Annotated in this window: 17 protein-coding genes and 1 pseudogene; 7 read left to right on the top strand and 11 right to left on the bottom strand. The window is 61.8% G+C overall.

Annotated features, from left to right (window positions below; genetic code table 11):
* Positions 1-581: 581 nt before the first annotated feature.
* The 3 genes and pseudogenes from parE to MQW79_RS02060 all read left to right on the top strand — a co-directional run bounded on the left by parE (position 582) and on the right by MQW79_RS02060 (position 6,022).
* The gene (gene parE / locus MQW79_RS02070) at positions 582-2,597 is read left to right on the top strand and encodes a DNA topoisomerase IV subunit B (protein WP_476586541.1); all 2,016 of its coding nucleotides are present in this window, start codon (positions 582-584) and stop codon (positions 2,595-2,597) included.
* Positions 2,598-3,402: 805 nt separating this feature from the next.
* Positions 3,403-4,810 (top strand): annotated as a pseudogene (locus MQW79_RS02065) (DEAD/DEAH box helicase).
* Between the two features lie 144 nt (positions 4,811-4,954).
* The gene (locus tag MQW79_RS02060; protein WP_476586540.1) at positions 4,955-6,022 is read left to right on the top strand and encodes a GGDEF domain-containing protein; all 1,068 of its coding nucleotides are present in this window, start codon (positions 4,955-4,957) and stop codon (positions 6,020-6,022) included.
* On the opposite strand, the gene aroA is transcribed toward MQW79_RS02060, so the two are convergent.
* From aroA to MQW79_RS02020, 8 genes are all read right to left on the bottom strand, one after another.
* Positions 6,023-7,291, bottom strand: coding sequence for a 3-phosphoshikimate 1-carboxyvinyltransferase (gene aroA, locus MQW79_RS02055; protein WP_476586538.1), 1,269 nt, complete (start codon positions 7,289-7,291; stop codon positions 6,023-6,025).
* Between the two features lie 107 nt (positions 7,292-7,398).
* The gene (locus MQW79_RS02050; protein WP_476586537.1) at positions 7,399-7,779 is read right to left on the bottom strand and encodes a HesB/IscA family protein; all 381 of its coding nucleotides are present in this window, start codon (positions 7,777-7,779) and stop codon (positions 7,399-7,401) included.
* Between the two features lie 53 nt (positions 7,780-7,832).
* Entirely contained in the window at positions 7,833-8,204 is a 372-nt protein-coding gene (locus tag MQW79_RS02045) for an SUF system Fe-S cluster assembly protein (RefSeq protein ID WP_476586536.1), read from the bottom strand.
* An 11-nt stretch (positions 8,205-8,215) separates the two neighbouring features.
* On the bottom strand, positions 8,216-9,436 hold the full coding sequence (locus MQW79_RS02040; protein WP_476586534.1) for a cysteine desulfurase: 1,221 nt from the start codon (positions 9,434-9,436) through the stop codon (positions 8,216-8,218).
* 159 nt (positions 9,437-9,595) lie between these two features.
* Positions 9,596-10,807, bottom strand: coding sequence for a Fe-S cluster assembly protein SufD (gene sufD, locus MQW79_RS02035; protein ID WP_476586532.1), 1,212 nt, complete (start codon positions 10,805-10,807; stop codon positions 9,596-9,598).
* A gap of 2 nt (positions 10,808-10,809) precedes the next feature.
* Entirely contained in the window at positions 10,810-11,571 is a 762-nt protein-coding gene (gene sufC / locus MQW79_RS02030; RefSeq protein WP_476586530.1) for a Fe-S cluster assembly ATPase SufC, read from the bottom strand.
* Between the two features lie 119 nt (positions 11,572-11,690).
* A complete protein-coding gene (gene sufB / locus MQW79_RS02025; RefSeq protein ID WP_476586529.1) occupies positions 11,691-13,217 on the bottom strand; it encodes a Fe-S cluster assembly protein SufB in 1,527 nt (508 codons plus the stop codon).
* A gap of 64 nt (positions 13,218-13,281) precedes the next feature.
* A complete protein-coding gene (locus MQW79_RS02020) occupies positions 13,282-14,427 on the bottom strand; it encodes a cysteine desulfurase family protein (protein WP_476586528.1) in 1,146 nt (381 codons plus the stop codon).
* Between the two features lie 284 nt (positions 14,428-14,711).
* Here MQW79_RS02020 and MQW79_RS02015 point away from each other — a divergent pair, with 284 nt between their 5' ends.
* Together MQW79_RS02015 and tyrS are read left to right on the top strand one after the other, a co-directional pair.
* Entirely contained in the window at positions 14,712-15,374 is a 663-nt protein-coding gene (locus MQW79_RS02015; RefSeq protein WP_198875646.1) for an alpha/beta hydrolase, read from the top strand.
* A 147-nt stretch (positions 15,375-15,521) separates the two neighbouring features.
* A complete protein-coding gene (gene tyrS / locus MQW79_RS02010) occupies positions 15,522-16,772 on the top strand; it encodes a tyrosine--tRNA ligase (RefSeq protein ID WP_476586525.1) in 1,251 nt (416 codons plus the stop codon).
* Between the two features lie 149 nt (positions 16,773-16,921).
* Here the strand turns inward: tyrS and MQW79_RS02005 are convergent, their stop codons facing one another.
* Positions 16,922-20,368 carry a hypothetical protein gene (locus MQW79_RS02005; protein ID WP_476586524.1) on the bottom strand — a complete coding sequence of 1,149 codons (3,447 nt, stop codon included), beginning with the start codon at positions 20,366-20,368 and terminating at the stop codon, positions 16,922-16,924.
* Between the two features lie 283 nt (positions 20,369-20,651).
* Between MQW79_RS02005 and MQW79_RS02000 the strand changes: the two genes are divergently transcribed.
* Both MQW79_RS02000 and MQW79_RS01995 read left to right on the top strand, forming a co-directional pair.
* The gene (locus tag MQW79_RS02000; RefSeq protein WP_476586522.1) at positions 20,652-21,131 is read left to right on the top strand and encodes a peroxiredoxin; all 480 of its coding nucleotides are present in this window, start codon (positions 20,652-20,654) and stop codon (positions 21,129-21,131) included.
* A gap of 79 nt (positions 21,132-21,210) precedes the next feature.
* A complete protein-coding gene (locus MQW79_RS01995) occupies positions 21,211-22,344 on the top strand; it encodes a M23 family metallopeptidase (protein ID WP_476586521.1) in 1,134 nt (377 codons plus the stop codon).
* A 197-nt stretch (positions 22,345-22,541) separates the two neighbouring features.
* On the opposite strand, the gene prfB is transcribed toward MQW79_RS01995, so the two are convergent.
* A protein-coding gene (gene prfB / locus MQW79_RS01990) for a peptide chain release factor 2 (RefSeq protein ID WP_476586519.1) occupies positions 22,542-23,664 on the bottom strand; the annotation gives its coding sequence in 2 pieces (ribosomal slippage) (positions 22,542-23,594 and positions 23,596-23,664; 1,122 coding nt in all).
* A 50-nt stretch (positions 23,665-23,714) separates the two neighbouring features.
* Positions 23,715-24,224 (bottom strand): peptide deformylase, encoded by a 510-nt coding sequence (locus MQW79_RS01985; protein WP_476586517.1) that lies wholly within the window; start codon positions 24,222-24,224, stop codon positions 23,715-23,717.
* Between the last annotated feature and the right edge of the window lie 56 nt (positions 24,225-24,280).

Here is a 24,280-nt window from a genome sequence, read left to right as displayed (position 1 = left end):
GACGGGTCCACGGGAACGATGCGTCTGAAAAACAGTCATGCAGCCCTCCCTATTCGTGTGGACCATTGGCGAATGCCAATACCTAACCGCGCTGCCGGGGCAGCGCAAGTCAGGTCAGGCAAAATAGAACAGGAGGCAGACGCCGATCAGGGCACCAAGACGCGAAATGCGGAAACTGGCCAGCCGGTACGCAATACTTACAAATCCGGCAGTCGGCCAATATCCTGTAGGCGCTGCGCCGACCTTAACCGATTGATACGCAATACCCGGTGGTGCGGCACTCATACGGCAACTCCAGACAAAAACCGTATGTCCACTGGTCTATCAGGACGCACTTAAAAAAGTGCTCCCAAGACGGAAACGAGAGGTAAACCCGCCGCCCTATCTTGGGACGAAACTGTTCCTATATGGAGACTGCGGGACGGCTGGCATTTACCGCAAGGTTCATCACCCGTTCCGCTTGACGGCCACATGACCGCCTTCCTGTGGGAATTGGAATGGCGGCCGGATCCCGTGGAAATGCTTGCTATATGTTACCTGTTGGACCAGCCCGATTCGGGCCGAACCTTGTTGGAAAGTGCATGTCAGATCTCTTTGGAAGCGCCGACCCCACACCGGAACCGAAAAAGGAACCGACGCCGGTAAAGCCGGCGGCGCGGACCGCTGCGGCCACGCCGGAAGCCTACGGCGCATCGGACATCGAAATCCTTGAGGGTCTCGAGCCTGTCCGGCGACGTCCGGGCATGTATATCGGCGGCACCGACATCAACGCCTACCATCACCTGTTTGCCGAGGTGATCGACAATTCCATGGACGAGGCCATTGCCGGTCACGCCACGCGGATCGAGGTACACCTGGGCGCCGACGGATACATCACGGTTACTGACAACGGCCGGGGCATCCCGGTCGAAAAGCACCCGAAATTCCCCAATCGCTCGACGCTCGAAATCGTCCACACCGTGCTGCATGCCGGCGGCAAGTTCGACTCCAAGGCCTATGAAACCTCAGGGGGCCTGCATGGCGTGGGCGTGTCGGTGGTCAACGCGCTCTCCGATGACATGATCGTGGAAGTGGCGCGCGACCAGCAGCTCTATCGCATCCAGTTCTCGCGCGGCCTCGTGGTCGAGGACGTGGTCAATGTCGGGCGCGTCCAGAACCGGCGCGGCACGACCACCCGCTTCCATCCCGATCCGCAGATCTTTGGGCCTACCGCCCATTTCTCGGCCGGCCGCATCTTCCGCATGACCCGGGCCAAGGCTTATCTCTTCGGCGGCGTCGAGCTGCGCTGGAGCTGCGACGAGAGCCTCAGCAATGACGAAGTGCCGGCCAAGGCCGTGTTCCACTACCCTGACGGCCTCAAGGACTACATGACCGCCCGGATCGAGGGCGAGACCCGCATTACCGACGAAATCTTCTCGGGCAAGAGCGGCAAGCCAGGAAGCCATGGCGCGGTGGAATGGGCGATCGCCTGGACCATCGGCGATGGCGGCACGCAATCCTATTGCAACACGGTGCCGACGCCCGATGGGGGCACGCATGAGGCGGGCCTCCGCATGGCGCTGCTGCGCGGCCTCAAGAACTATGCCGAGCTGACCAAGAACAAGGCCGCCGCCAACCTGACGGCCGAGGACGTTCTTGCAAGCTGTGCGGCCATGCTCTCGGTCTTTATCCGTGAACCGGAATTCGTTGGTCAGACCAAGGACAAGCTGGCGTCCGGCGAAGCCACCCGCATCGTCGATACGGCCCTGCGTGATGCTTTCGACCATTGGCTGGCCGCTTCGCCGCAACAGGCCGGAAAACTCCTCGACTGGGCCATCGACCGCGCCGAAGAGCGTCTCAGGCGCCGCAAGGAAAAGGAAATTGACCGCGCGAGCGCGACGCGCAAGCTCCGGCTTCCCGGCAAGCTGGCCGACTGTACGCAGAATGCAGCCCAGGGCGCCGAACTCTTCATCGTGGAAGGCGACTCGGCAGGCGGTTCGGCCAAGCAGGCGCGCAACCGCTCCAACCAGGCCGTGCTGCCGCTTCGCGGCAAGATCCTCAACGTGGCTGGCGCCAGCCGCGACAAGCTGGCGGCGAACCAGCTTATCGCTGACCTGATCCAGGCGCTCGGCTGCGGCACGCGGGACCGCTATGCCGAAGACGATCTGCGGTATGACAAGATCATCGTGATGACAGACGCCGACGTGGACGGCGCCCATATCGCATCGCTGCTGATCACCTTCTTTTTCCAGGAAATGCCGCGACTGATCGAGAACGGGCATCTCTACCTCGCCTTGCCCCCGCTCTATCGCATCAGCCAGGGCGGCAAGACGCTCTACGCCCGAGACGACGCGCACCGTGCCGAACTTATGGCCACCGAATTCACCGGCAAGGGCAAGGTTGAAACAACCCGCTTCAAGGGCCTTGGCGAAATGCCTTTTGCGCACTTGCGCGAAACCACCATGTCACCAAAGTCGCGCACGCTGCTGCAGGTGAAAATTCTCGACGACCGCGACGTGACCCGCACCACGGTTGACCGCCTCATGGGCAACAAGCCGGAAGCGCGTTTCGAGTTCATCCAGGAGAATGCGGCTTTCGTGACCGACCTGGACGTCTGATCGGCGGCGCAACCGGCGCCGACCTCTCGCTTCGTGGTGGTTAAACCATCGGCAAGATGGACCACCCGATCAAGTCGGGTGGTGACAGTCGCGGAATTATCGCACTCGCTATGCGCCATCCACGCCGTCATTGCCCGGCTTGACCGGCAATCCATCTCTCCCGCACACCACTTTATCCCCGCCACCAAAACCTGCCTCATACTCCTCCCATCAGCCGGGTGGAGATGGGGTTGCAACGATCAACCGTCCGGCGACAGTCGGGAGCACCCTGAATCGTTACGGGGTGTGGGTCCGGGGATGGGAAATTCCGGCGCAAGCCGGCCCTAGCGAAACCCCCTGCCGGAAATCCCGACGCCCCGAGGCGACTTGCGTCTCACAATCTAAATCCTAAGAGGCGAAAGTGGTCTCGGGGCTCCATCATCTATCCGGGAACGGCAGCTGCTTCGGTGAGCCGACGATCAATCACGACCACGGGGCGACGGAGCGATCGCCCGGTAACCTAATTGCGGCCAAAATCATTGACAGACCGGGGCTTTGCGCTATGGTCCGCGCCGCCGGTAGAGTACCAAGTGCGCGCAGGCTTTTTTCGCCGCCGCTGCGCCTGGGTAACCGGCAGGGCCCTGTGGCTGGTGTTCAAGAACCGGCCCTGCCCGAGCCGAGGGTGCTGAGGAATTCGTTTATTGGTTGGCACCCACACAGGCACGGTCCGTTGGGCCGCGCCTGTTGACCTCCAATGACCGGTCCGCGACCAAGGCAATCCTGCCCGCCGTGATACCGGGCAGCACCCTTGAGTGGAACGACCGACTTGACCGACACATTTTCCGAACTGGGCCTATCGAGCAAAGTCACCGATGCGGTGGCCGAGGCCGGCTATAGCAAGCCGACTGAAATCCAGGCCCAGGCTATTCCCCACCTTCTGCAGAAGAAGGACCTGATCGGCATTGCCCAGACCGGCACCGGCAAGACGGCGAGCTTCGTGCTGCCCATGCTGACTCTGCTGGAGAACGGTCGTGCCCGCGCCCGCATGCCGCGCACGCTGATCCTGGAACCGACGCGCGAACTCGCCGCCCAGGTGTCCGAGAATTTCGAGAAGTATGGCAAGAACCATCGTCTTTCCATGGCCCTGATCATCGGCGGCGTCAGCTTCGAAGACCAGAACAAAAAACTCGACCGCGGTGTGGACGTGCTGATCGCGACCCCTGGGCGCCTGCTCGACCAGTTCGATCGCGGCAAGATCCTTCTTACCGGCGTTGAAATCCTCGTCATCGACGAAGCCGACCGCATGCTCGACATGGGCTTCATCGACGACATCGAAAAGATTGTGAGCCGCCTGCCCCCGCGTCGGCAGACCATGCTGTTTTCCGCGACGATGGACGGCCAGATCGAGAAGCTGACGAAGAAGTTTCTCAAGGATCCGGTGCATGTGCAGGTGTCGCGCGCAGCTTCGACCGCCGACACGATTGACCAGAAGCTGGTCAAGGTCTCGTCCAAGCCCGAGGAAAAGCGTGCAGCGCTGCGGGCGCGTATCGATGCCTCGGAAGGGCTGACCAACGCCATCATCTTCTGCAATCGCAAGCGCGACGTCGCCACACTGGCCAACTCGCTCAAGCGTCACGGCTACAGCGCCGGCGCTCTGCATGGCGACATGGACCAGAAGAGCCGCATGGAAACGCTGGATGCCTTCAAGGGCAACAAGCTCACCCTGCTGGTTGCCAGTGACGTGGCCGCCCGCGGCCTCGACATTCCCTGCCGTCAGCCACGTGTTCAACTTCGACGTTCCCGTGCACGCCGAAGACTATGTGCATCGCATTGGCCGTACCGGCCGCGCCGGTCGTTCTGGCGTCGCCTATACTTTGGTGTCGCCCGCCGACACCAAGCATCTCGATGCCATCCTCAAGTTGATCCAGAAGCCGATCGAATTGGACGACGGCAAGCCTGCAAAGGCGAATGTCAGGCAGGAAGCGGCCGAGGGTGGCGAAGCAAAGCCGAGCCGCGGACGCCGTGGCCGGGCATCGAAGGCAGCCACGGAAGCCGCCGAGCCGCAGATCAAGCAGCCGGCCAAACCGGAAGTCGTGTCGGAAGAACAGGCGGCCAAGCCGAACCGCCGGCAGCGCCCCGCCAGCAAGCCCGAATCGAAGGAAACGGACTCGCCGTTCGGCGATGCGGGGCCAATTCCGGCATTCCTGCTGCGTCCAACCCGGATTTCACAGTAAAAACGTCAGCATTATTGGCTAATTGCAGACGGAATCTTGTGAAGTCGAGGTTGTGTTGCGTCGCGTCGAGGCTGTATTTTGAAGCCACGACTCATACAGAATAGAACGATCCGGTCAGGGGCGCAGTGGGGCGCGGGGTGGGCAGTGTCGGACCAAGAATTCACGCGTACGCTGGGCTATGCCAACGCAGCGCTTGATTTGCTCAAGCGCAGCGGGATTCCTCCCTATCCGCAATTCTATGAGCTGCTCTACACCTATGCGACGGGCGTCAACCCGTCGCTGAACAACCGTATCAATGCCATTTTCCGTAGTGGCACGGTGCCGACTGCCAATCTGGCCGAAACGCTCTATAACGAATTTCTCAAAGCCGACATGAACGACCGCATGTCGAGCGTGTCGGAGCGCATGCATGCCCGTATCGAGGCGGTGCATGAGGCCATCGACAGCGCGATGACCACTGCCAACGCCTATTCCGGCTCGTTGCAATCGGCCAGCGGTGACCTCGAACGTGATCTGACCGGCGACGACATGAAGATCCTGGCCTCGCGTCTGCTGGCGGAAACCCGCCGCATGCAGGACACGAACCGCCAGCTGGAGGCCAAGCTCGAAGCTTCGCGCGAGGACATTGCCGCCCTGCAGCGCGACCTTGACGATGTGCGGCGCGAGTCCATGCTCGACCCGCTGACCAAGATCGCGAACCGCAAGAGCTTTGACGAGGGGCTACAAGACGCCATCAGCGACTCCCGGAAGTCGGGCCACCCGGTTTGCCTTCTGCTGCTGGACATCGACCATTTCAAGAATTTCAACGACACCTATGGCCACCAGACCGGTGACCAGGTGCTGCGCCTCGTGGCGATGACATTGAAGTCCAACATCAAGGGCAAGGACCTGGCCGCCCGCTATGGTGGCGAAGAGTTCGTCGCCATCCTGCCCTGGACCGACCTCGATGGTGGCCTGATCGTTGGGGAAAACATCCGCAAGGCCATCCAGGCCAAGGAACTGCTCAAGCGTTCAACCAACGAAAAGCTGGGGCGGATCACCGCGTCCTTCGGCGTCGCTACGCTGCAGCCGGGCGACAATGCCGTGTCGCTGATCGAGCGGGCCGACCTCTGCCTCTATGCGGCAAAGCGCGCCGGCCGCAACCGCGTCGTCGGGGAAAACGAGCTGGTGCAGATCGACGAAGCACCCGCCAAGGGCGTTTCCGCCGCCTGATCAGCTCGACGGGGTCAGTTCCACTCCCAGCCCCTGGAGCATGTTCCAATAGTCCGGATAGGTCTTGCCGGTGCAGGCCGGGTCAAGAATGGTCACCCCGCCGACGCGCAGACCGGCCAGGGCAAAGCTCATGGCGATGCGGTGGTCGTGATAAGTCTCGATGCGGGCTGGAAGAGTTTGCCCGGCCAGGGCCGGATCGGAGTGGACGATGAGGTCATCCCCCTCCTCCACGGCCAGACCGGGACGGATGCGGTTGAGTTCATTGGCCACCGCGCGAATGCGGTCGGTTTCCTTGACGCGCAGATTGGCAATGCCGACGAAGCGGACGGGCCGATTGTTGAAGGCCGCGACCACCGCAATTGTCGGCACAGCGTCCTGCATCTGCGAGCCGTCGATCACCGCGGGCATGTTGGGGAATTGCGCTATAACCGCTTGGGCGGCCGCGTCAGGCTGGGTGAAGGCGTCTGTGGGCACGCCAAGATCGATCCTGCCCCCGGTCAGCGCCTCCATGCCCCACAGATAGGTGGCGGCCGAAGCGTCGGGTTCGATGTGGAAGTCAGTGGCCTTGTAGCCGGTGGGCTGCACCAGCCAGGAGCCATCGTCGCGGCCCTCGACTTCGGCCCCGAAGGCGCGCATGGCGGCGAGGGTGAGGTCGACATAGCCGCGAGCGCCAATGTCCTTGCCGGCCAGAGCCACTTCGATCGGGCCGTCGCCGAAGGGGGCGGCCATCAGCAGGGCGGACACGTACTGGCTGGACAGCGAGGCGTCGATTTCGACGCGACCCGAGCCGAACCGCCCGGTGCCGCGGATGGTCACCGGCGGACAGCCGGTCGGACTTTGGGCATCGATACCCAAGGCATTGAGCGCGTCGACAAGCGGCCGAATGGGGCGCAGGCGCATGTCCTCGTCGCCATCGACAACAACCGTGCCGTCGATGGTGGCTACGGCGGCGGTCAGAAAACGAGTCGCGGTACCGGCATTGCCGAGAAAAAGCGGTGCATTCGGTGCCGTGAGGCGGCCGGTGCTGGTGACGAGGAAGCTCGTGGCATCAGGCTCTTCCACCGTCACACCCATCTCGCGCAAGGCGCGCGCCATCAGGACAGTGTCCTTGCTCTTAAGCGCGCCGGTGAGCCGGCTCGTGCCTTCGGCCAGCGCGGCCAGAAGCAGTGCACGATTGGTGATCGACTTGCTGCCCGGAGGCGAAACACGCCCAGTAAGCGAACGATTGGGCGGGATGATGGTGTAAGCGGCAGGAAGGGTGTTCGGCATGATGCCGGATCAATGCACTAGCGGAAATTTTTCCGCAACGGGAAGATACCCCTCATCCGCCCTTTGGACACCTTCTCCCCCAAGGGGAGAAGGAAGATCGCGACCAATCAGACGCTCTGCCGCGCTTCGGCAAGGGCCTTCAGATCGGCGGGGGCGAGGGTGACGCTTTCGCCGCAGCCACAGGCGCCGGTCTGGTTCGGGTTCTTGAAGGTGAAGCTCGATCCCATTTTGCCGGCTTCAAAATCCATCACGGTACCGAGCAGGTACATGGTGGCCTTGGGATCAACCCAGACATTGACGCCGCGATCTTCGACATGGTCATCGCCGGCCATGGGCGTTTCCACATAGTCCATGGTGTAGCTGACGCCCGCGCAGCCGGCATTCTTGATGCCGACACGCAGACCCACAACAGGCTTGTCGGAATCCTCGATGATTTCGGTGATGCGCTCAGCAGCGGCTGACGTCAGCGACATGATCTTGAAAGGCATCGGCAGGCGACCTTTATCGGCGTTTCACGATATATAGGCGCAAACGCGCGGCATTACCACCAGTTCAACGCGACTTGAGCCTCTTCGCTCATGCGAGACGCATCCCAGGGCGGATCGAACACCATGTTGACGGTGACGTCCTGAATACCTTCGACGCCGCGCGCGGCGTTTTCCACCCAGCCGGGCATCTCACCGGCCACCGGACAGCCGGGGGCGGTCAGGGTCATGTCAATCGTCAGGTTGCGGTTGTCATCGAGATCCACCTTGTAGATCAACCCCAGCTCGTAGATATCGACCGGGATTTCGGGATCGTAGACGGTCTTGAGTGCGCCAATCAGGTCCGTGGTGATCCGCTCAACTTCCCCATCAGGCAAGCCGGTGGGCATCGTCGGCTGAATACGGGTATCGATAGCTTCTTCTGTCATATCAGCCTTCCTCAGGCGAAAAATTTCTGCGCGCGCTCAATGCCGTCCACCAGCGCGTCGACGTCGTCCTTGCCGTTATATAGGGCGAGTGATGCCCGGCAGGTAGAGGTGACACCAAAGCGTTTGAGCAGCGGCTGGGCGCAATGGGTACCAGCACGGACGGCGATGCCGTAGCGATCCAGGATGGTCGCGACGTCATGTGCGTGGGCGCCTGCGATTTCGAATGAGAAGATGCCGCCCTTGCCGGGGGCCGTGCCAATCAGGCGCAGGGAATTGATGCGGCTGAGCTTTTCCTGCGCATAGGCGGCGACGTCATGCTCGTGAGCGGCAATGGCGTCGCGGCCGATGGCCTCGATGTAGTCGAGCGCTGCGCCCAAGCCCATGGCCTGGACGATGGGCGGGGTGCCTGCCTCGAAGCGGTGCGGCGGTTCGTTATAGGTTATGCCTTCCAGCGTGACCGTCTCGATCATCTCGCCGCCACCCTGATAGGGCTGCATTTGGGCAAGGAGTTCGTACTTGCCGTAGAGCACGCCGATGCCGGTGGGGCCGTAGAGCTTGTGGCCGGTCATGATATAGAAATCGGCATCGAGGTCCTGCACGTCCACCGATGTGTGCACGGCGCCCTGCGAGCCATCGACCAGGACGGGAATGCCCTTTGCGTGAGCAATCGCGATCATGTCCTTGATCGGATTGATGGTTCCGAGCACGTTGGACATATGTGTAACCGCGACGATACGGGTACGATCGGTCAGCGAAGCCTCGAAGGCGGCGAGATCGAGCACGCCGTCATCCGTGACGTCGATGAATTTCAGCACCGCACCCTTGCGCTCGCGGTGGAAGTGCCAAGGCACGATATTGGAGTGGTGCTCCATAATCGTGGTGACAATTTCGTCCCCTGCCCCGATCCGTGGGCCCGCGAAGGAAGAAGCAACCAGGTTGATCGCCTCGGTCGCTGACTTGGTGAAGATGATTTCTTCGATGCGGCCGGCATTGAGGAAGCGACAGACACTTTTACGGCCAGCCTCGTAACCCTCGGTGGCGCGGTTGGCGAGCGTATGCAAGCCCCGGTGAACATTCGCATATTCGTGCCGGAAGGCATGATCCATACGGTCGAGGACCTGCACCGGCTTCTGCGCCGACGCGCCGCTGTCGAGATAGACCAGACGGTGGCCGTGGATCTGTTCCGAGAGGATCGGGAAATCGGCGCGAATTTTTTCGAGTTCGAATGTCATATCCGGCACTGCCTTTGCTTCACCTCTCCATTGGGGAAGAGGTCGGCCGTCTTCGGTCGGGTGAGGGGGCCTTCCTCCGCACCGTGCTTCTTTTAAGGCCCCCTCACCCGGCGCTGCGCGCCACCTCTCCCCCAAGGGAAAGGTGAAGGGACATCGAGCTTACTCGCCCGCCAGCAGCCAGCCGTCGACAATGCCCTGCAGGGCTTCGTTGAGTTCGGAATCCTCAACCGGATCAAGCAGTTCGGCAATGAAGCCGCGGACCAGCATGGTCTCGGCCTCGGCCTTGGGAATGCCGCGGCTGAGAAGGTAGAACAAGCTATCCTCGTCGAGCTTGCCGCAGGTCGAACCATGGCCGCAGACGACGTCGTCGGCGTAGATTTCAAGTTCGGGCTTGGAGAGGATTTCCGCTTCGTCGCTCAGCATCAGGCCCTGATGCATGAACTTGGCATCGGTCTTCTGGGCGTCGCGGGCGACGACCAGCTTGCCCTGGACGATAGCCTTTGAGCGGCCGCGGCTGATCGACTTGAACAGCGGCTGCGACGAGGTATGCGGCACCGCGTGGTGCGTTTCCATCGTGATATCAGCATGTTGGCCGTCGGAGACGAGGTTGAGGCCGGTGATGTCGGCATGGGCTTCGGCGCCGCCCATGCGGGGGAAGACATTGGTGCGCGAGAGGCCGGCGCCGAGGTGGATGATCAGCGTGCGCAGCTTGGCGCCATCGGCCAGATGGTATTCATTGGTGGCAAAATGTGTTGTTGCACGGGCACTTAGGTCGACGGTGATGTGGGTGACCACGGCGTTCTTGCCCAGCGCAAGATAGGTGGCGTGATTGCCGACATGGGCGGCATCGGAACCCGAGAAGGTCTCGATGATGGTGGCCGTGGCATCGTCGGCGACGAAAACCTTCAGCGCATCGGCGACATGAGCGGCTTCGCCCTCGATGCGCCGCTCGATCTGAATGACCGGATCGACGGTATTCTCGAGCGTCAGGGTCAGGGCCGAATTTGCCAGCGCATTGTTAACGTGAACCATGACGTCGTCACGGGTCGTGAGGACGCCGCCATCGGCCTTGCCGACGATGACGCCGGCCGGCGCTGTGGAAGCGTTCTGGACGACACCATTGGCGATCATCAGCGTGTAGGCGCCAGGGATGCGCAGCGCCGGAGCGCTGGCTTCATTGGCGGCGGTCGCCAGCGGCGGAATGGCCCGCAGCAGGGTCTTGAGGTCAGTGTAGTGATAGCTCTCGACGCGACGGGTCGGCAGACCGGCCACGGTGATGCGCTCGGCGGCCTGGTCGGCGCCGGCAGCCTTGAGCTGGGCGATCAGCGATTCCTCGGCCGGGCCGAGGCGAACGGGAAAGTTGGCTCGCATGACTAGGCCGCCTGACCGTCGAAGTCGGCATAGCCCTTGGCTTCGAGCTGGAGCGCGAGATCCTTGTCGCCGCTCTCCACGATGCGACCATCGGAGAACACATGCACCACGTCGGGCACGATGTGGTTCAGCAGGCGCTGATAGTGCGTGATGACCAGCATGGAGCGCTGGCCGTCGCGCAGAGCGTTGACGCCCCTGGAGACGACCTGCAGCGCGTCGATGTCGAGGCCGGAATCGGTCTCGTCTAGCACGGCCAGCGAGGGCTTCAGCAGAGCCATCTGCATGATCTCGGCGCGCTTCTTTTCACCGCCGGAGAAGCCGACATTGAGCGGGCGCTTAAGCATTTCACTATCGACGTTGAGCTGCGAACCGGCCTCCTTGACGAGGCGCATGAAGTCCGGGGTCTTGAGCTCCTCTTCGCCGCGCGCCTTGCGCTGCGCATTGATGGCGGCCTTGAGGAAGGTCATGGTCGCGACGCCCGGAATCTCGATCGGGTACTGAAAGGCGAGGAACAGGCCAGCGGCGGCGCGTTCATCGGGCTCCATCTCGAGGATGTTCTCGCCGTTGAGCAGGATTTCGCCCTCGGTGACCTCATAGTCTTCCTTGCCGGCGAGCACGTAGCTCAGCGTCGACTTGCCCGAGCCGTTGCGGCCCATGATGGCGTGGACCTGGCCGGGCGGGATGATGAGGTTCACACCCTTGAGGATTTCGCGTTCCTCGATGCGGGCGTGCAGGTTACGGATTTCAAGAACGGGCGTGGTCATTTTCTGCTCCGGTTCGGCTGCCATTTCGGCGCCGGTGATCTGAATAAGGCCCCCTCACCCGCCCTTTGGGCGACCTCTCCCCCAAAGGGAGAGGTGGGAGCAAGTTGCGGTTTCCTGGACTAGCCGACCGAGCCTTCGAGGCTGATCGAGATCAGCTTCTGGGTTTCGACCATGAATTCCATCGGCAGGTGCTGGAGCACGTCGCGGACGAAGCCGTTGACGATCAGTGCCACGGCTTCCTCTTCGGAAAGGCCGCGCTGCATGCAGTAAAACATCTGGTCGTCGGAAATCTTCGACGTGGTGGCCTCGTGCTCGAAGACGGCGGTGCCGTTGCGGCTCTCGATGTAAGGCACAGTGTGAGCACCGCACTTGTCACCGATGAGCAGCGAGTCACACTGGGTGAAGTTGCGGGCATTCTTGGCCTTGGCATGCGCCGAGACCTGGCCACGGTAAGTGTTGTCCGAGAAGCCGGCGGCGATGCCCTTCGAGATGATGCGGCTGGACGTGTTCTTGCCCAGATGCAGCATCTTGGTGCCGCTATCGACCTGCTGATAGCCGTTGGAAATGGCGATGGAATAGAACTCGCCGCGCGAACCGTCGCCGCGCAGGATGCAGCTCGGATATTTCCAGGTGATGGCCGAACCGGTTTCCACCTGGGTCCAGGAAATGTGCGAATTGACGCCACGGCAATCGCCACGCTTGGTGACGAAATTGTAGATGCCGCCCTTGCCGTCCTTGTCGCCCGGATACCAGTTCTGGACGGTGGAATATTTGATCTCGGCATTGTCGAGGGCGACCAGTTCCACCACGGCGGCGTGCAGCTGGTGCTCGTCACGCATCGGGGCGGTGCAGCCTTCGAGATAGGACACGTATGAGTCATCGTCGGCGATGATCAGCGTGCGCTCGAACTGGCCGGTCTTCTTCTCGTTGATGCGGAAATAGGTCGACAGCTCCATCGGGCAACGTACGCCCTTGGGGATGTAGACGAAGGACCCGTCGGTGAAGACGGCGCAATTGAGGGTGGCATAGTAATTGTCGGAAACCGGAACCACCGAGCCCAGATACTGCTTGACCAGTTCGGGATGCTCGCGAATGGCATCCGAGATCGAGCAGAAGATGATGCCCTGCTTGGCCAGCTCTTCGCGGAAAGTGGTGACCACGGAGACGGAGTCAAAGACGGCGTCGACGGCTACATTGCCCGAGAAGGGCGTGCCCTGCGGTTCGTCCGGCTGGACCCCCGCGAGGATGGCCTGTTCCTTCAGAGGAATGCCAAGCTTGGCATAGGTCGCGAGCAGCTCAGGATCGACTTCGTCGAGGCTCTTGGGGCCTTTGAAATTCTTGGGCGCCGCATAGTAGCTGATCGCCTGGAAGTCGATCTTGGGATAGTGGACCTTGGCCCAATTCGGCTCCTCCATGGTCTGCCAGCGGCGGAAGGCCTCAAGCCGCCATTCCAGCATCCATTCGGGCTCGTCCTTCTTGGCCGAGATAAAGCGGATCGTGTCCTCGGTCAGGCCCGGCGGGATAACATCGGATTCAATGTCGGTTTCGAAGCCGTACTTGTACTTGTCGACATCAAGGGCCAGAACCTGTTCGACGGTTTCCCGGTCGATTTCTTCCTTGAGGGTCGGAATATCGTAGTCCGCCATACGGCTTCTCCTTTTTGTCCCTCGACGGTTCAAGGCCGCCGCGAACGAATACTGGTACGAACCGCTAAGCGGCCTTGCCGCCACGCTTCTGGCGCAGCAGCAGTGTTTCAAATCCGGCCAGGAACGCCTCGGCGTCGGCCAGTGTGGAGTTCCAGCCAAAGCTGACGCGCAGGGCGCAGTTGGCCAGATCTTTTGGCACGCCCATGGCGGCCAGAACGTGACTGGCGCCCACCTTGCCCGACGAACAGGCCGAGCCTGAGGAGACAGAAAGTCCCATCAGGTCCAGCGCCATCATGGCGGTGGCATTGCCAAGGCCCGGCACGGCAAAATTGGTCACATTGCCGATACGGGTCGCCCCCCGGCCAAAGACCACGCAATCAGGCGCAAAAACTGCCAAGCCGGCCTCCACCCGCCGGGTAGTGGCTTCCATTGCGTCCTTATCATAGGCGGCGGCCGCTGCGGCAGCGCCAAAGGCGGCAATGAGGGCTGCCGATTCCGTACCCCCGCGGCGGCCCCGTTCCTGGCCGCCGCCTGGAATGAGACGAACCACATCAGCGTGAGACTTGACCAGCAGAGCACCGATACCGGCAGGACCACCGATCTTGTGACCGCTCACTGCCATCATATCGGGTGCGGAAGCTGCGAAATCCAGTTCGAGCTTGCCCAAAGCCTGCACCGCATCGACGAACAGCGTGTGGCGCGTGGGGCCGACCATGGCGCTGATCCTGCCCATCGGCTGGACAATACCGGTTTCATTGTTGACCCAGTGGACGCCGACAAGGAGCGTGATGCCTTCGGCATCGGCACGCGCGAGAACCGCGGCCAGTTGATCGAGATCAATGCAACCGTCGGCATCAAGGCCGATTGTCCAGACTGGCAGGCCTGTCGCCTCGGCGGCCTTGGCCACCGCCGCGTGCTCGCCCGCGCTGATGGCAATGGCGCCAGCCGAAAATGCCTTGGCGCCACCCACAATGGCCTGGGTGATGGCTTCGGTGGCCGAGCCGGTGAAGACGACCTGCTTGGCTTCGGCGCCGGCAAGGCGGGCCAATTGCTGGCGCCCGGTTTCGACCAGGTTACGCAGGGCGCGGCCATGGGTGTGCACGGATGACGGATTACCGGTCAGATCAAGGGCGGCAACAAGCGCTGCCCGCGCTTCGGGACGAAGCGGGGACGCGGCATTATGATCGAGATAGACCGTCTCTTTCGCCATTGCGCCTTCCGGGCGCATGCACGCCCGACATTGCTTCCATGCTCATCGCGGGACGCTCTCGCGCCCTTGCAATCAAACACTTCTTGAATTTTTACGCCCAACTTCATTACAAGGGGCGCTCCAACTGGCCGCACGCGGCCGGAAACCCAAGTTTCGAATAATTCTAAACTGGTGTTTCGGACCCATGTTTTAGGGAGAGGCCCGCGCTTAGTCAAGCCGTGAGCACCCTCTATACGGGCCCGGAACCACCAAACGGACAGAGCCAGAAAAGGCCGGAACAACCCATGCCAGAAGTGATCTTCAACGGACCCGAAGGGCGTCTCGAAGGCCGGTACCAGCCGGGCAAGGAGCCTAATGCTCCCATCGCCATCGTGCTGCACCCGCACCCGCAGTTCGGCGGGACGATGAACAATCAGATCGTCTACAATCTCTTCTACATGTTCGCCGAGCGCGGCTTTTCGGTGCTGCGCTTCAATTCCCGCGGCGTCGGTCGCAGCCAGGGCGTGTTCGACCACGGCATTGGCGAGCTATCGGACGCCGCAGCGGCGCTGGACTGGCTGCAGATCATCAACCGTGAATCGCGCGGCTGCTGGATTGCAGGCTTCTCCTTCGGCGCGTGGATCGGGATGCAGCTGCTGATGCGCCGCCCGGAAGTAGAAGGCTTTATCTCGGTCTCCCCACCGGAAAACCTCTATGACTTCTCGTTCCTGGCCCCCTGCCCGTCTTCGGGCCTGATCATCCATGGCGACAAGGACCGCGTGGCTCCGCCAACTTCGGTGCAGAAGCTCGTGGACAAGCTCAAGACGCAGAAGGGCATCACCATCGAACAGCAGATCGTGGAAGGGGCCAACCACTTCTACGAAGGCAAGATCGACGAACTGACGACACGGTGTGCCGAGTATCTCGACCGTCGCCGTCAGGAGATCGCGGACGGCGGCGGGCGCTAACGAGAGCGCATAGAGGCGATCGTCCTCAACCACGGGGTCGTTCCCGCGAAAGCGGGATCCTCCGTTTCACTATCGGCGAACCAAACAGGGATTCCTGCTTAAGCGGGAATGACCCTGTGATGGGGACGGCCTTTGGATCGCACCAAAATGACGAAATTCAAATCCGACTTCCTGCGCGTGCTCGACGAGCGCGGCTTCATCCACCAGATCTCTGACCCCGAAGGTCTCGACCATCTGGCAGCGACCAGCAAAATCACCGGCTATGTCGGCTATGACGCGACGGCCACCTCGATCCATATCGGGAACCTCATCACCGTCACCATGCTCTACTGGCTGCAGGAAACCGGACACCAGGCGATCAGCCTGATGGGCGGTGGCACCTCGATGGTTGGCGACCCTTCTTTCCGCGACGACCAGCGAAAGCTGCTCACGGTCGAGCAGATCGAAACCAATATCGAGAGCATCAAGCGCGTCTACGGCAATATTCTCAACTATGGCGGGTCCAACCCGGCCATGATGGTGAACAATGCCGACTGGCTGCTGAAGCTCAACTACATCGAATTCCTGCGCGATGTCGGCCGCCACTTCTCGGTCAACCGCATGCTCAGCTTTGACTCGGTCAAGCTCAGGCTCGACCGCGAACAGTCGCTGAGCTTCCTCGAATTCAACTACATGATCATGCAGGGCTACGACTTCACCGAGCTCAACCGGCGCTATGGCACCGTGTTGCAGATGGGCGGGTCGGACCAATGGGGCAATATCATCAATGGCGTGGACCTCAGCCATCGCATGGGCGGTCCGCAACTTTATGCGCTGACCACGCCGCTGCTCACCAAATCGAGCGGCGAGAAGATGGGCAAGTCGGCGTCCGGCGCCGTCTGGCTCAATGGCGATCTCTTCTCGCCCTATGATTTCTGGCAGTATTTCCGCAATACCGAAGACGCAGACGTGGTGAAGTTCCTCAAGATCTTCACGCGCTTGCCGATTTCGGAGATCGACAAGCTGGGCGCACTGGGCGGCAATGAGATCAACGAGGCCAAGAAGGTGCTGGCGACCGAGGTAACGGCCATCGTCCATGGCCGCGACGCGGCCACGCAGGCGGCCGCAACGGCGCTGGCGACGTTCGTCTCCGGAGCGATCGACCTGTCGCTGCCGACCGCCGAAGTGACCCGTGCCGAGCTCAATACCGGCATCGGCGTACTCAACGCGCTGGTAAAGGCGGGGCTAGCGGCCTCCAATGGCGAGGCCAGGCGGCATGTGGCTTCTGGCGCGGTGCGCGTCAATGACGCTGTCATCGACGACGAAAAGCTCAGCCTGGGCGACAATGCGCTTCTGCCCGAAGGGGTGATCAAGCTGTCAGTCGGCAAGAAGCGCCACGCGCTGATCAAGCCGGTCTAGCGGCTTGGTCTCGCCACGCAAACAGGGCCGCCCTCGGACTTGATCCTAAGGCCACTCTCGACGCTGTGAGTACTGCAACTGGTCCTCGGGTCGAGCCCGAGGACGGCACCGTGGATGTGGAGAATAAGGGCGCTCTTCGGAGCGCTTTTTTATTGCGCCGGCGCCGGGGGCAGTTCGCGGGCGCGGAATTCGAACATTTCGCGGAAGATGCCGGGCGCAAGGATCGAGAGCGGGTTGACCAGGAATTGCGGCTGGTCGAGCGGGCCGCGCACCGCAAAGGTCACGCCGACAAGGCCTTCACCATCGCGGCCGCCGAGGATCGGGCCCAGGAGCGGGAGCTGCTGGAAGATGTTGTTGAGCCCGAACAGCGGCACATAGGTGCCCGTCAGGTCGTAGCGGCGCTGGTCGGTATAGACAAAGCCGCGAGCGGTGCCGCCGACCGTATCGCCGGCGAGCACTGCGTCGAGGACCTCGACACGATCGCTGGTGCGGATGAAATCCACCTGCGCCGCGCGGAAGTCCAGCCGGTTGGACCGCGAGATGGCGGCGCGGGAATCGGTGTGATTGCCCAGGATCTGGATGACATTGGCTTCATCGACGATCGAGAAATTGCGCATGACCAGCTGTCCACCCTCGGCTTTGCGATCGCGGTCGGTGGTCATGACAAGGCTGCCCGAGCCGCCGGCGAGCTGGGAATAGACCCCGAGCATGCGCAGGATCGTGCCGGCATCGTTGAAGGCCACGGTCAGGGTACGCCCTTTGGGAGCGGGATTGGTGGTGATCGAGATGGCATTGCCTTCATCGAACTGGGCCGTGAGGTTGACGCGGCTGAGATCCATGCCGCGCAGGGCCATGTCGAGATCGAGGTTGAAGGCTGTCGTAGCGTAATAGCCCACGGCGCGCGCCAGTTCGATGTCGAGCGACAGGGCCTGGTCAAACTGGGTCGACTGGACGCCCCCGCTTCCCTGGTTGAGGCTGAAGAAGCGGCTCAGCACTGGCTTGAGGTCAAGCTGCTGTCCACGGATGCGGACCACAAAGCCGCTGTTGGACGGTGTGAGATCGACCGATGCACTGTCACCCGGGCTCAGGGCGAAGTTGGAGAAATTGGCGGCAATCAACCCGTCAGTGGCGTGGAAATCCAGCCTGCCATTGAGGCGCACCGACCCAAAGGAGAGGGCGATGTCCTCCAGGTGGGTAACGTCGCCATCGGTGCGGATAGTCGCCGTGAGCGTGCCAGCCGTGCCGCGGGCCTTGGTAATGCCGAGGTCGCGCACATTGAGCGCCGCATCCTCAAGATCGACGGTCATTTGCAGGGCGCCATCGGCGAGTGGCTGGGCAACGAACTGGACCTGCCCTTCAAGGAATTCCGACGCATCGAAGCCCATCGCGGCGAGATCGGCGACGGCCACGGTCGATTGCAGGCGGAAGACCGGATCGGAGCCCATGTCGCCTTCCACGGAAATATCGGCGGACATGCCGTCGATACTGGCCTTGCCGCCGAGCTGGTAGCCATCCTGAGAGGCGGAAAAGTGGAGCTGGCCATCGCCAATGGTGCGGCCCTGGATGGGGTCGGCACTGGCGAAGTCGGTGACACTGCCATTGACGACATAGTCGATGTCCATCTCGCGGCCGGTCTTCTCATCGCCCAGGGCAATGGTAGCCACGAGCCCGAGATCGACCGTGCCATTGAGGCTATCAAGATCGATAGGCAGTTCGGCACTGGCCAGCGCATCGGGCTGCTGCTGCTTGACGAGGGCCAGCAGCGCGGGAATGGGGGCGTTGAGATCGCCTGAAATCTCGACGATGCTTTCGCCCGGCACGGAATTGTCCATCACAAGGGCCGGGCTGGACACGCTGATGGTACCGTTTTCGGTATCGAGAGTACCGCCACCGCCCGAAATCGACACGTTTTCGTCGTCCACCCGCAGACGCGTATCGCCCGAAATGACGATCGGCGACATCTCTGCCGTCGGCTTGATGGCGACGCCTTCGCCGACAATGTCGATCAGCATTGAATCGTCCGGAATGGGCTTGTCCTCATTGCCCACGCCAAAGCTGCCGACCGGGAAGTTGAAGCGCATGCGGGCGCTCTTGACCTTACCGTCTGTGACATTGGCAACGAACCAGTCCCGGCTCTCCCCACCCATTATGTAGGGCCAGAGGCGCTTGAAGTCGTCGGCGGTGACGCCCTGGCCTGCAATGGTCATGTCGAGACCGATCCCCGACTGCAGCAGGTTCATGCGTCCTGCGGTTTCGACCACGGCATCGCCGCGGCGGGCGACCAGGCGGTCGATGCCCATGGCGCCGTAAAGCGGGGTCGACCAGCCCGAGAATTCCACCGTGTCGAACGGCTCGGCCGGAGCCTCCATGTCGTTGGGATGGATGGCCACTTCGCGCCCGGAAAGGGACATGCCGATGGTCGGACCATAGGTAGTGTCGAGCCCGAGCACGAATGTCCCGGATACCAGTGCGCTGCTCTGTCCAATCCGCAACTCGCCTTCCTCCATGGTGAAGAGGCCAAGCGATGGGTCCCAGTTGACATCAAGGATGGAGCTGGCGACGGGGAAATAGTCGTCGTCGAGGCGGAGATCGAGGCCGGTCAGGTCGATCTTGAAGTCGCCACCGATAAGCTTGCCCTCTGGCGTGAAGGTCACGTCGATCGAAAGATTTCCGGCGCCGGGCATGGCGGCCATGCTGGTGCGATCATCGATGAAGGGCACGAAGGCGGAAAAATCCAGATTGGTCACGTCGGCCTGAAGGCGGCGCGTGCCATCTTCGTCGAGCGAGCGCTCGATCGTGCCATAGACCGTACGGGCACCGATGCGGGCGCTGAACTCGCCAGTGACGCGTTCGTCGCCCGGGACCGTACCGATTTCGAGCGACAGGTCCTCGAACTGGCGGAACAGCCCATAGAGAGGATCAGCCATGTCAACGTGGCCATCGCGCACGACGAGCCGCGAAAAACGCCCGAGGGCGGCCTGGTCGATGAGATCGGCGATGGCGACTTCGCTGGCCTCGAGATTGTAGATCAGCCAGTCATTGTCTGAACGCATGGGCGGCACGATGGCCTCGTCGAAGGCAATTCCTTCGGACGATATGGCGACGGCCGGGAAGGCGTCGTCCCCTTCCAGAACGCGGACCGTGTCCGGTCCACCATTGGGGTCTTTGATGACTTCGAGCGTGCCGGGACGCGGGCCGTAGAGATCCTGAATGATCTGCACATGCGGACCGACGATGGTAACCGTGGTGCCCGGCTGGCCGAAAAGCGCGCGGGCCGGCGAAAAGCCGACCTCCAGAGCTTCCATGGCGATGCGGGCACCCGACTTGCTGTCGGTGAAGAGCACCGGCTCGAAGCGAATGACGGGCCAGATGCCGCCTTCCACCGCCAGGGCCATGTCGCCCATCTGCAGATCGGAGGTTTCCGGTACGAAGTTCTGCACGAAGGTGCGGATGGCCTGACCGGTAAAGGGAACGCGGACGGGCGTGAACAGCATGATCACGTAGAGGATCAGCAAAACCAGGCAAGGCAGGCCCACTACCCAGGTCAGGACGCGGCCAAACCGGCGCATCCCCGAGCGGCGCGGTGGCTGCGGCACTGTCAGTGGTGAGGATTCTGGACTTATCGCTTCGTTCACTGCCGCCACGCCGATGACTGGCAGGTTTCTCGGGCCCCTGCACCAATCAGAATCATCCGCCATTGGCGGTGCAATGCCCGATGATACCGGCTGGATTGTGACGCCGACACCCTCATTTCGGCCGCAGGATCGGTTCATAGCCGCAGTCAGGCGTTGAACTGGCTGTCAGAGCTTGTTTTGTTGCCTGAGTGAAGGCCGCACCGATTCCATTTCGGCCAGGACCACTTCCCGTCAAGGAGCCGTGATGACCCATCTGAAACCCGGCGATCCGGCTCCGGACTTCACGCTTCATCGCGACGACGGCACGAGCCTGAGGAATGAAGACCTGCGGGGCCGACCGGTGGTGCTCTTTTTCTATCCCGAGGATGACTCGGGCGGCTGCGTCGATGAGAACCAGGAATTTTCAGAGCTCTCCCCGGCCTTTGACGCCAAGGGTGCCGTTCTGGTCGGAGTCTCTCCCGACACGATGGAGAGTCACCAGAAGTTTAGAGCCAAGTATGGGCTCAAGGTTCCGCTCGCCTTCGACCCCGAGCGTAAGGTCATCGAGGCATTCGGCCTGTGGCAGATGAAAAAGCTCTATGGCCGCGAGTTCATGGGCCTCGTGCGCACCAGTTTCATTCTCGACGCCGAGGGAAGAATTGCGCGGATCATCCGGGCCACGCGCATCAAGGGTCATGCCGCCAAGATGCTGGCAGCTCTCGATGAGGTTCTGGCCGCTAAGTAATTTCCCGAAGTTTTCGGGTTCTTAACCAAGCTCATCCATACTCCGATAACCATAGTTCGCGTGTTTCGGGGGTCATGGCGTGCGCCAGTCAGACAAATCGAAGAGCGATGGGCAGAAGCCCCTGCGCCGCGGTATCCACCCTGCCCTGTTCTACGGCATGTTCGCTCTTCTGCTTGGGAGCAATGCCGTTCTCGGCACGGCTCTCATGATGTCATCTGACATAACGCGCCTTCTGGGCGGACAGAATGACATGGTGCTCACGGCTTATGAAGACAGGCTGGCGCAGATGCGCGTTGAAATTGACCGACTGCACTCCCGCAATTACGCCCAGGCCGGCGACATGAACCTGCAATTGCAGGAACTGTCGGCACAGCAGGAAGTGCTGCTCGAACAGCATCAGCTGGTGCGGGCACTGGTCAACAAGGCCGATCAGCTCGGCCTCGCCTCGGTGAACACGGCCGAAACGCCCGATCAGGACCTCTCGATGGTGACCACGCTTGGGGGCAATCCCGATGTGGCCGCGACTGCGGCCAGCGTGACCCAGATGATGGATGAAACCCAGGAGGCCATGACGGGGATTGCGCTGGCGGCCACGCAGAGGACAGCAAGCATCGTGACCGAGCTGGGCAAGCTTGGCATTATGCTTGATCTGCCGGAAGGCGATCTCGCCGGTGTCGGGGGGCCATTGCTGGCTGCCAGCGAGGGCGCCGTCACCTCGCCCATGATCGAGGATGCCAATGCGGTCATGGATGCATTGCTGGCCTACAAGGCAGCACGCGACAGCCTGAGCCTGGCGCCGGTACACATGCCGATTGCAGGGAATTTTCGCCAAAGTTCGGGCTACGGCAATCGCAAGGACCCCTTCACAGGCGGCCGCGCCTTTCACTCGGGCCTCGACTTTGCTGCACCGACAGGAACATCAGTGCTGAGCGCTGCCGACGGTGTGGTGAGCTTCGTGGGGCAGAAGTCGGGCTATGGCAATGTGGTGGAAGTGGACCACGGCAACGGGCTCTTCACCCGCTACGCGCATCTGAGCGCCTTCATCGCTCGCGAAGGCCAGAACGTGCAGACCGGAACGCCCATCGCCAAGGTGGGCTCGACCGGAAGATCCACCGGACCGCACCTGCATTTCGAAGTGCATCGGGGCGAGAGCAGCCTGGACCCGAAACCGTTTCTCGATACGGGCAAGCGGATATTGGCGATGCTGGGGTGAGGCTGCAGGTGGTGCGGTGTGCCTCGCCATCACGATGCCGCCCTCGGACTTGATCCGAGGACCAGTTGCCACGCCACGGCAGGTCAGGAGTGGCCCTCGGGTCGAGCCCGAGGGCGGAACGGTGGATGTTTAAGTAGCGTAGCAACAAAAAACCCCGACTTGTGGCCGGGGTTTTTCATTGTCTCGTGTGGTTCAGATCAATCCGACACGACGTCCGTGGCGACGCCGACGCGCTGGGCGAGTGCGGCTTCCATGAACTCGTCGAGATCGCCATCGAGAACCACCGAGGGCTGACCGCTTTCCACGCCGGTGCGCAGGTCCTTGACCATCTGGTAGGGCTGCAGGACGTAGGAGCGGATCTGGTGACCCCAGCCGATGTCGGTCTTGTTGGCTGCCTGCGCGTTGGCTGCTTCTTCGCGCTTCTGCAATTCCATCTCGTAGAGACGAGACTTCAGCATGGCCATGGCGGTCGCACGGTTCTTGTGCTGGCTGCGTTCCTGCTGGCACGCCACGATAATACCCGAGGGCACATGGGTGATGCGGATGGCCGAGTCCGTGGTGTTCACGTGCTGACCACCAGCACCCGAGGCGCGATAGGTATCGACCTTGAGATCGGCTTCGCGGATCTCGATCTCGATGCTGTCGTCGATCACCGGATAGACCCAGCAGCTCGAGAAGCTGGTGTGTCGGCGCGCGGCCGAGTCGTAGGGGCTGATGCGCACCAGACGGTGCACGCCGCTCTCGGTCTTGAGCCAGCCATAGGCGTTGTGGCCCTTGATCTGGATCGTCGCCGATTTGATGCCGGCTTCTTCGCCGTCATGCATTTCGAGCACTTCAACCTTGAACTTCCGGCGTTCAGCCCAGCGGGTGTACATGCGCAGCAGCATGTTCGCCCAATCCTGGCTCTCGGTGCCACCGGCACCGGAGTGGATTTCGACATAGCAATCATTGCTGTCGACTTCACCTGATAGCAGGGTCTCGATCTGGGTGCGGCGCGCGGTGGCCTTGAGATCAAGAAGGGCCTGCTCGGCATCCTTGACGATCTCGGCATCGCCCTCGGCTTCGCCCAGTTCGATCAGCTCGACATTGTCGCTAATGCCGGTCTCAAGTTCGCGGACGGTTTTCACCGCCACGTCGAGTTCGTCGCGCTCACGCATGGTGACGCGGGCCTTTTCCGGATCATTCCAGAAATCGGGCGATTCGGTTTGCGCGTTCAGTGCATCGAGGCGGAGTTGTGCAGTATCCCAGTCAAAGATGCCTCCTCAGCAGGGTCAGAACCTGCTCGATTTCGGCGACGGTCTTTTCGATTTCCGTACGCATTTCTATTCCTCGTTGTGTGGGGGTCCGTTTAGCGGAGCGGGGAGCAAGGATCAACCTTTGCGGGCCAGTTTGCCAAAGCGCTTTATGGCGGCGTCGCGCTTGAGGCGCGATATTCGGGCCAGGAAGAACACGCCATTGACCTGATCGATCTCGTGCTGGGCGACCCGGGCCGGAAAGCCGGTGAGGTCCAGCTCGACCGGATTTCCACTCTCATCATCGAAACCGATGCGGGCGTTTTCCGGGCGGATGACGTCGACTTCAATGCCGGGCATGGAGACTGACCCCTCCTTGCCGGAGATGTCGGGGCCGCTCGTGCTCAGGATGCGCGGATTGTAGAGCAGCCGATAGTCCCTGGTTTCGGCAGGGCCGAGGCTGACCAGCGCAATCGGGGCCACATGGCCGATGTGAGCAGCGGCAAGACCATAGGCCTGGGCCTCGGAGCCCGCCCGCAGCAGAGCCGCGCCAATGGCGCGCCACGTGTCGTTCACGGGGCCCGGACTCGCCCTTGCGACGAGGCGTGGATCGGGAAAGTGAATGAACGGTGTTATCTCATTGGCCATGGTCGGCATTCTCTCTGCCCATCTTGCAAGAGCTGTTTTTGGCTGGTACGTCCCTC

The organism is Devosia sp. Micro-HW1 (genome assembly GCF_056341075.1).
The sequence above is the reverse complement of the archived record's forward strand: the minus strand, read 5'-3'. Positions and strand labels throughout refer to the sequence as shown.

Bases quoted from the DNA above. Each gene is read 5' to 3' on its own strand.
- MQW79_RS02000 (WP_476586522.1), top strand. From the start codon at position 20,652: ATGACCCATCTGAAACCCGGCGATCCGGCTCCGGACTTCACGCTTCAT.
- MQW79_RS02015 (WP_198875646.1), top strand. From the start codon at position 14,712: ATGCCAGAAGTGATCTTCAACGGACCCGAAGGGCGTCTCGAAGGCCGG.
- parE (WP_476586541.1), top strand. From the start codon at position 582: ATGTCAGATCTCTTTGGAAGCGCCGACCCCACACCGGAACCGAAAAAG.
- aroA (WP_476586538.1), bottom strand. From the start codon at position 7,291: ATGCCGAACACCCTTCCTGCCGCTTACACCATCATCCCGCCCAATCGT.
- MQW79_RS02040 (WP_476586534.1), bottom strand. From the start codon at position 9,436: ATGACATTCGAACTCGAAAAAATTCGCGCCGATTTCCCGATCCTCTCG.
- MQW79_RS02020 (WP_476586528.1), bottom strand. From the start codon at position 14,427: ATGGCGAAAGAGACGGTCTATCTCGATCATAATGCCGCGTCCCCGCTT.
- MQW79_RS02050 (WP_476586537.1), bottom strand. From the start codon at position 7,779: ATGCCTTTCAAGATCATGTCGCTGACGTCAGCCGCTGCTGAGCGCATC.
- MQW79_RS01985 (WP_476586517.1), bottom strand. From the start codon at position 24,224: ATGGCCAATGAGATAACACCGTTCATTCACTTTCCCGATCCACGCCTC.
- MQW79_RS02045 (WP_476586536.1), bottom strand. From the start codon at position 8,204: ATGACAGAAGAAGCTATCGATACCCGTATTCAGCCGACGATGCCCACC.
- sufB (WP_476586529.1), bottom strand. From the start codon at position 13,217: ATGGCGGACTACGATATTCCGACCCTCAAGGAAGAAATCGACCGGGAA.
- sufD (WP_476586532.1), bottom strand. From the start codon at position 10,807: ATGCGAGCCAACTTTCCCGTTCGCCTCGGCCCGGCCGAGGAATCGCTG.
- sufC (WP_476586530.1), bottom strand. From the start codon at position 11,571: ATGACCACGCCCGTTCTTGAAATCCGTAACCTGCACGCCCGCATCGAG.
- tyrS (WP_476586525.1), top strand. From the start codon at position 15,522: ATGACGAAATTCAAATCCGACTTCCTGCGCGTGCTCGACGAGCGCGGC.